This is a genomic window from Zhongshania sp. (assembly GCF_029212375.1).
GTDB lineage: Bacteria > Pseudomonadota > Gammaproteobacteria > Pseudomonadales > Spongiibacteraceae > Spongiibacter.
Genome location: NZ_JARGNU010000001.1, coordinates 458899 through 465637, shown reverse-complemented (window position 1 = coordinate 465637; position 6739 = coordinate 458899). Strand labels below are relative to the sequence as shown.

7 protein-coding genes and 2 tRNA genes are annotated in these 6739 nt (G+C 52.6%); all 9 read right to left on the bottom strand.

Annotation, left to right across the window (positions count from 1 at the left end):
- Nucleotides 1-262: 262 nt before the first annotated feature.
- Nucleotides 263-336, bottom strand: a tRNA-Cys gene (locus P1U47_RS02085).
- A gap of 151 nt (nt 337-487) precedes the next feature.
- Nucleotides 488-563: transfer RNA gene (locus P1U47_RS02080), tRNA-Gly, on the bottom strand.
- Between the two features lie 134 nt (nt 564-697).
- The gene (pgsA, locus tag P1U47_RS02075; RefSeq protein WP_301026861.1) at nt 698-1258 is read right to left on the bottom strand and encodes a CDP-diacylglycerol--glycerol-3-phosphate 3-phosphatidyltransferase; all 561 of its coding nucleotides are present in this window, start codon (nt 1256-1258) and stop codon (nt 698-700) included.
- A gap of 41 nt (nt 1259-1299) precedes the next feature.
- Nucleotides 1300-3141, bottom strand: coding sequence for an excinuclease ABC subunit UvrC (gene uvrC, locus P1U47_RS02070; RefSeq protein WP_301026860.1), 1842 nt, complete (start codon nt 3139-3141; stop codon nt 1300-1302).
- A gap of 19 nt (nt 3142-3160) precedes the next feature.
- Nucleotides 3161-3805 (bottom strand): UvrY/SirA/GacA family response regulator transcription factor, encoded by a 645-nt coding sequence (uvrY, locus tag P1U47_RS02065; protein WP_301026859.1) that lies wholly within the window; start codon nt 3803-3805, stop codon nt 3161-3163.
- A 57-nt stretch (nt 3806-3862) separates the two neighbouring features.
- A complete protein-coding gene (locus P1U47_RS02060; protein ID WP_301026858.1) occupies nt 3863-4471 on the bottom strand; it encodes an alpha-ketoglutarate-dependent dioxygenase AlkB in 609 nt (202 codons plus the stop codon).
- A complete protein-coding gene (murB, locus tag P1U47_RS02055) occupies nt 4471-5478 on the bottom strand; it encodes a UDP-N-acetylmuramate dehydrogenase (RefSeq protein WP_301026857.1) in 1008 nt (335 codons plus the stop codon). Before murB ends, P1U47_RS02060 begins: the two co-directional genes overlap by 1 nt.
- Entirely contained in the window at nt 5478-5963 is a 486-nt protein-coding gene (locus tag P1U47_RS02050) for a low molecular weight protein-tyrosine-phosphatase (protein WP_301026856.1), read from the bottom strand. The genes murB and P1U47_RS02050 overlap by 1 nt, the downstream gene beginning before the upstream one ends.
- Nucleotides 5963-6727: a 3-deoxy-manno-octulosonate cytidylyltransferase gene (gene kdsB / locus P1U47_RS02045; RefSeq protein ID WP_301026855.1), complete on the bottom strand. Its 765-nt coding sequence runs from the start codon at nt 6725-6727 to the stop codon at nt 5963-5965. Before kdsB ends, P1U47_RS02050 begins: the two co-directional genes overlap by 1 nt.
- Nucleotides 6728-6739: the final 12 nt, after the last annotated feature.

Sequence of the window (6739 nt, the reverse complement as noted above, 5' to 3'; positions counted from 1 at the left end):
GCATAACTCGCTGCCACAACTTGCTCCTTAAATTCGGGTGAATGTTTGCGGCGAGATGGCGTGGCTGGCGCGGGAAGTAATCCTTGAGCGTCCATAACTGGTGTCCACTTAGTATTAGGTGGACACCAAGACTACTATCTTAAAATTGGATGGGAAGGTGGGTTTGCCGAACGGTTACAGACATATAGGGATATGAATACTTACAAAAACCGAGATATTACGGGGTATTGGAGACAAATACAGACAAGAGGAGATAAGTAAATGGAGGCGCGGGTCGGAATCGAACCGGCGTACACGGAGTTGCAGTCCGCTGCATGACCACTCTGCCACCGCGCCTAAAATCGCTTTTTTCTACACTTTCACCGTGTACGCCGGTCGATACCGGCCCTTTTTAGCGCTGCGGGCGCAGGAGTTGCAGTTTACTGCGAAACCACTCTGCCACCGCCCCAATAATACAGTACTGAAAACGCTATACTGTGTGATGTTTTGGAGCGGGAAAGGAGGCTCGAACTCCCGACCTCAACCTTGGCAAGGTTGCGCTCTACCAACTGAGCTATTCCCGCATCACAACATCTGGATTTTTAACTTGTTCCCACAAGTCCTAAAACACCTTTAAGCTGTGCTTTAAGAAGGCGCCTATTCTAGTCAGTCACCAAATTCTGTCAAGGAAAGTTGCTGATTTAACGTGATTTTTTTCTTAATCACCCGCTGTATCACGTAAATCTGGCCACGCCGCGTGCAGATAAATCAACATTGACCACAAAGTGAGCAATGCCGCTGTGTAAAGAAATACAATATTGGCGTAATACAAATAGCCTTTGTGCTCTGGCGGCACCAGTAACAGACCAAAAATGGCAATCATTTGCATTGCGGTTTTCACTTTACCCAAATACGACACCGCCACGCTGGTGCGTTTGCCCAGCTCGGCCATCCACTCGCGCAGGGCCGAGATGACAATTTCGCGACCAATTATGATAATAGCCGGAATGGTAAACCACGATGCGTCATAGCGCTCGATGAGCAGAGCCAGAGCCACCGCCACCATTAATTTATCGGCAACGGGGTCTAAAAACGCGCCTAGCGCGGTGCTCTGCCCCAATTTGCGGGCGAGGTAACCGTCTAGCCAATCGGTAACTGCGGCCACCGCAAACACCGCCGCGGTTAAGAAATAGGTGTGCGCAGCGGGCAGGTAAAACAAAACCACTAGCACCGGAATGAGCACAATCCGGAATAAGGTGAGGGTATTGGGTATATTCATAGCGGTCTCGTCAATGCAGCAAGGCCTATTCTATTCGTTTTCTAGGCGCTGCGCAGGTCTTCATAGATTTGCAGGGCGATTTTTTCGCTAATACCCGGCACCCGTCGCAAATCTTCTACACCTGCCTGCTTAACCCCTTGTAAACCCCCAAAATGTCGGAGCAGTTCTCGGCGCCGCTTGGCGCCGACCCCTGGAATCCCTTCGAGGGTTGATTGACGACGACTTTTGTCGCGACGGGCTTTGTGGCCGGTAATGGCAAACCGGTGGGACTCATCGCGGATATGCTGAATTAAATGCAGGGCGGGGCTATTGTCGGGCAAGCTAATTTCACGGCCGTTGTCACCGCGAATGAGTATTTCTAAACCGGCACGGCGATCACTGCCTTTCGCTACCCCAACCATAAGTAAACCTTCTATCCCCAATTCGGCCATTACGGTTTTGGCCTGAGTCAGCTGCCCTTTACCGCCGTCGATAAACAAAATGTCGGGCATGAGCACTTCGCCGGCTTTCACCCGCGTGTAGCGCCGACTAAGGGCTTGGTACATTGCCGCGTAATCGTCGCCTGGGGCAATGCCGTCGATATTCATTTTACGATAATCGGATTTGAGCGGGCCGTTGCCGTCGAACACCACGCAGGAAGCCACCGTGGCCTCGCCGCTACTGTGGCTTATATCAAAGCACTCTAGGCGCTCGGGTATGCTCTCTAAGTCCAAGACCGCTTGCAGGGCTTTAAAGCGTTTCAGGCTGCTGGCAGATGAGGCGAGACGGTTCTTGAGGTTTTGTTCGGCGGCGGTCAGCGCTAAATTTTGCCATTTGGCGCGATTGCTGCGCACCTTGTGGCTGAGTGACACTTGCCGCCCTGCCTGCTCGCTGAGGCTGGCGGCCAGTAGGTCGCTGTCGTCCAGCATAATATTGCTAATAATTTCTCGCGGAATATCGCTAGCGCCACTGCCAATAAGGTAATGCTGCGCCACAAAGGCTTCTAACTGCATCACCAAGGGCTCTTCCAGCTGGCTTTTAGGAAAGTAGCTGCGACTGCCCAGCACTCGGCCACCGCGCACGCAAACCAACTGAATACACACTTGGCCGCCGTCCATAACACCACCAAGAATGTCCATGTCGCCGGTTTCGCCCTCAATACATTGGGTCGACTGCACTTGCTGCAAATGGGCTATTCGGTCGCGCAGCTCGGCGGCTTGCTCAAATTCTAAAGCCGCCGCATGGCGCTCCATTTGATTGGCCAAATCGGCTTGTATGTCTGAGCTTTTTCCTTTTAAAAACAATTCTGTATAGTGAACATCTACGGCATATTCTTGATCGCTAACCACGCCCACACAAGGCCCCGAACAGCGACCAATTTGGTACTGCAGGCAGGGCCGACTCCGGCCTTTGTAGTAGCTGTCTTCGCACTGGCGCACCCGAAAAACTTTTTGCAGCCAACTCAAACTTTCGCGCACTGCGGCGGCGCTGGGGTAGGGTCCAAAATACTGGCCCTTGCCAGTTTTGCGGCCGCGATGAATGCTCAGGCGCGGGTGTTCGTGATCGGTACTGAGATAAATATAGGGATAGGATTTATCGTCTCTAAGCAGAATATTATAGGGCGGCTTGTACTGCTTTATGAGGTTTTGCTCTAGCAGCAGCGCTTCCCGCTCGCTGGCGGTAACGGTCACTTCAATATCGTGAATACGGCCAACAAGGGCTACGGTTTTACTGGTTAAGCCACTGGCGCGGAAATAGCTGCTTAGGCGCTTGCGAAGGTTTTTGGCCTTGCCAACATACAAAACCTCGGCCGCCGCATTGAGCATCACATAGACCCCAGCCTTGGCGGTAACGGTTTTTAAAAAAGTGGCGGAGTCGAAATGCGTTAATTCAGTATCTGTCATAGTATTGCGGCGGCGGCAATTAAGCGCCTGGAGACTCGATTAAGCCGTGGCGCATAGCCAATAAGGTTAATTCAACATCGCCACCAATATTGAGCTTTTCAAAAACCCGATAGCGGTAGCTGTTTACAGTTTTAGCGGAAATATGCAGCTGATCGGCAATGTCTTGTGCTTTTTGACAATTGGCGATCATGAGGCTGATTTGCATTTCACGCTCAGACAACGATTCAAACGGCGATTCTGCGTCGCCGTCAAACCCTTTTAAGGCAATCGCCTGGGCGACACTGGGGCTTAAGTAGCGTAGCCCCTTAGCCACCTGACGCACTGCGAGCACCATCTCTTCTTCAGAGGCGCCTTTAGTTACGTAGGCAGAGGCGCCGGCTTTAAGCAGGCGGCTAGGCATAGGTTCTTGATCGTAGGCGCTAAGGGCAATAATACGGGTTTTTGGCGACACTAAACGCAGCTTACGGGTAGCTTCTAAGCCGCCAATACCAGGCATACGCACATCCATTAGTACCACGTCGGGACTTAAAATTCGGCAGCTGCTAATTGCCTCTTCCCCGCTTGCTGCCTGCGCGATAACCGAGATACCTTCGGCATCATCGAGCATTCGCACAATTCCGGTACGCACCATGGCGTGATCGTCGGCAACTAAAACTGTAATCATGTATATTCTCGCATCCAATGCTTATCACAATACCACCGCAATCTCGGCCTAACCAGCCTACTGTGGTTTATCCTGAGAGGATAATAGCACTTTGCGGAAGGTTATATTAATTCTGCCGTGCGCAAGTCCTTTGCGCACGGGTAAGGCATGCTGCCAATAGCGCTGAGTTGGGGGCAGCATCAGCAGCAGAGAGCCCGAGGCTAGATTAATTTTTTGCGCTGGGCGCTTATTTATTTTTGACTTGAGCATAAAATCCCTCGCACAACCTAAACTCAGCGATGCCACGCAGGGATCGCGCCCTAATACGGGTTCGTCATCGCTGTGATAGCCCATGCGATCATTGCCATTACGGTAATAATTTAGCAGCGCGCAATTAAAATCATAGCCAGTATCAAGAGCAATTCTGTCGCGCAGGGCGCTGAGGAAGTCTGGCCATGGCTGGGCAATATGTTGGTATCCGCTATAGCGATAGCTGACGCCAACATCACCAATAAAAGCCACTAACCGTGGGCTTACATACCGACGCCCATACACCTCTAACTCTGGCTGCTGCCATGGGGTATTGTCGCGCAGCAGTTGGTAGAGCGTGTCGGGATCGTCGATATACTGGGGGTAGTAGCTAAGCCCGCCATTTTCTAGCGGAATATGCTCGGGACCAAAAAACATCAGTAAATGCGAGGCTCAATTTCAAGACCAATGCCAAAGCGCGCGTTGACATCGGTTTGAATAGCATCCGCGAGTGCCAATACCTCGGCGCCACTCGCCGCCTCATAATTGACCAGCACAATGGCTTGGCGGGGATGAATACCCACCGCGCCTAAGCGCCGCCCTTTCCAGCCGGCTTGGTCTACCAGCCACGCCGCCGCCAGTTTGACGCGCCCCTCAGGCATCGACCAATGGGGCAACTCTGGATATTCAGCAATAAGTGTCTTTGCCTGATTAGCTGCAATGATGGGGTTTTTAAAGAAGCTGCCCACGTTTGGCTCTAAACGAAAATCTGGCAGCTTCTCGGCGCGAATTCGCGCCACGGTTTCAGCGATAATTTCGGGTGTGGGGCTGCAATTTGCTGGCAGCGCCTCGCGCAATGCGGGGTAGCTGAGTTCAAGCACAGGGTTTGTTTGCAGCCGTAAGGTGATAGCGGTAATTATAAAGGTGTCGCGCAGCGCGCCCTTAAACACACTGTCGCGATAGCTTAGGTGGCAATCCGACAAACTGACGTTGCGCAGCCGATTTAGCGCCACATCCCAGCCGGTAACTGACACCAGTACACTGGCGAGTTCTACGCCATAAGCGCCGATATTTTGAATCGGTGCGGCTCCAGCCGAGCCGGGAATTGAAATCAGATTTTCTAGGCCATACCAGCCCTGCGCCAGCGAGTATTTAACCAAGGCATCCCAGTTTTCCCCCGCCGCCACGGTAATAAAACGCTCGTCGCCGAGCGCTTCGCAACTAATGCCGAGCAAGGCGATGTGAATAACCAAACCCTGCACATCACCGCGCAGTACCAGATTGCTACCGCCGCCAATAAACACCCGCCGCAGCCGCCGACTACTGCTAAATTGAATGGCCTCGCACAATTCCTCGAGGCTGCTCACTTCAACAAAATAATCGGCTTTGGCACTAACCCCAAGGGTATTGTAGGGCCGCAGGTCGATATGACGCTGAATATCCATTAACCCTGCTCCGCCAATTTACGCTGAATTGTCGCCAGCAAGCCGCGAGCGCCGTCCTCCACTAAATCGAGTACTTCGTTAAACCCGTCGCCGCTGCCGTAATACGGATCAGGGACCTCGCGTACAGCAGAGGCGCTAGCAAAATCGAGGAACAGGCCTAAATGACACGTATCTTGGCCGCTGCGCATTTCCTGTAAATCCCGTAAATTGCTGTTATCCATTGCCAAAATATAATCAAATTTTTGAAAATCTTCGGCGCAGACCTGCCTTGCCCTGAGCGCAGACAAATCGTAAGCGCGGCTCAGCGCAGCCGCTTGACTACGCGGGTCTGGGCCGCGACCAAGATGCCAGTCGCCGGTGCCAGCGGAATCAATTTGAATCTCATCCATAAGCCCAGCATCGCTCACCATTTTTTGAAACACGCCGTGCGCGGTCGGTGAACGACAGATATTACCCAAGCACACAAACAGCACACTGCAGCCCATTAGCGACCCGCCGCAACAACATCGCGCACCAATTGCAGATCTGCCTCAGTATCCACACCGCCTGGTATTGCCACACAGGCCTCGGCAATATGAATACGCACCCCGTTTTCCATGGCCCGCAACTGCTCCAGTTTCTCAAAACGCTCAAGTGTACCCATTGGCCAGCTAACAAATTGGTGTAAAAACCCCACTCGGTAGGCGTAAATGCCAATATGGCGCAAAAATGGCGCCGAGCTTGGAAGTTTAACTTCCTCCCCTGCCCATTCATCTCGACACCAAGGCATGGGCGCGCGGCTAAAATACAGGGCGTAGCCCAAGTTATCGGCAACTGCCTTCACCGCATTGGGGTTAAAGACCACCTCAATATCGTCAATCGCCTCGCCCAGGGTAGCAATACTTGCGCCAGCGTTTGCGGCCAAATTAGCCGCCACCTGCGCTATCGCGGCCTTGGGAATCAGCGGTTCATCGCCCTGCACATTCACCACAATTTCGTTAGCACCTAACTGTAAATGGCTCACCACTTCTTGCAGGCGATCAGTTCCCGACTCATGCGTGGCCAAGGTCATCACCACCTCGGCGCCAAAGCCTTGGCAGGCATCAAATACCCGCTGATCTTCAGTTGCAATCACCACTCGGCTGGCATCGCTTTCGCAAGCCCGCTCCCACACGTGCTGAATCATTGGTTTGCCGGCAATATCCAATAGGGGCTTGCCAGGTAAACGACTCGACGCGAAACGTGCAGGAATAATGACGGTGTAAGACATGGAAACTCCAAG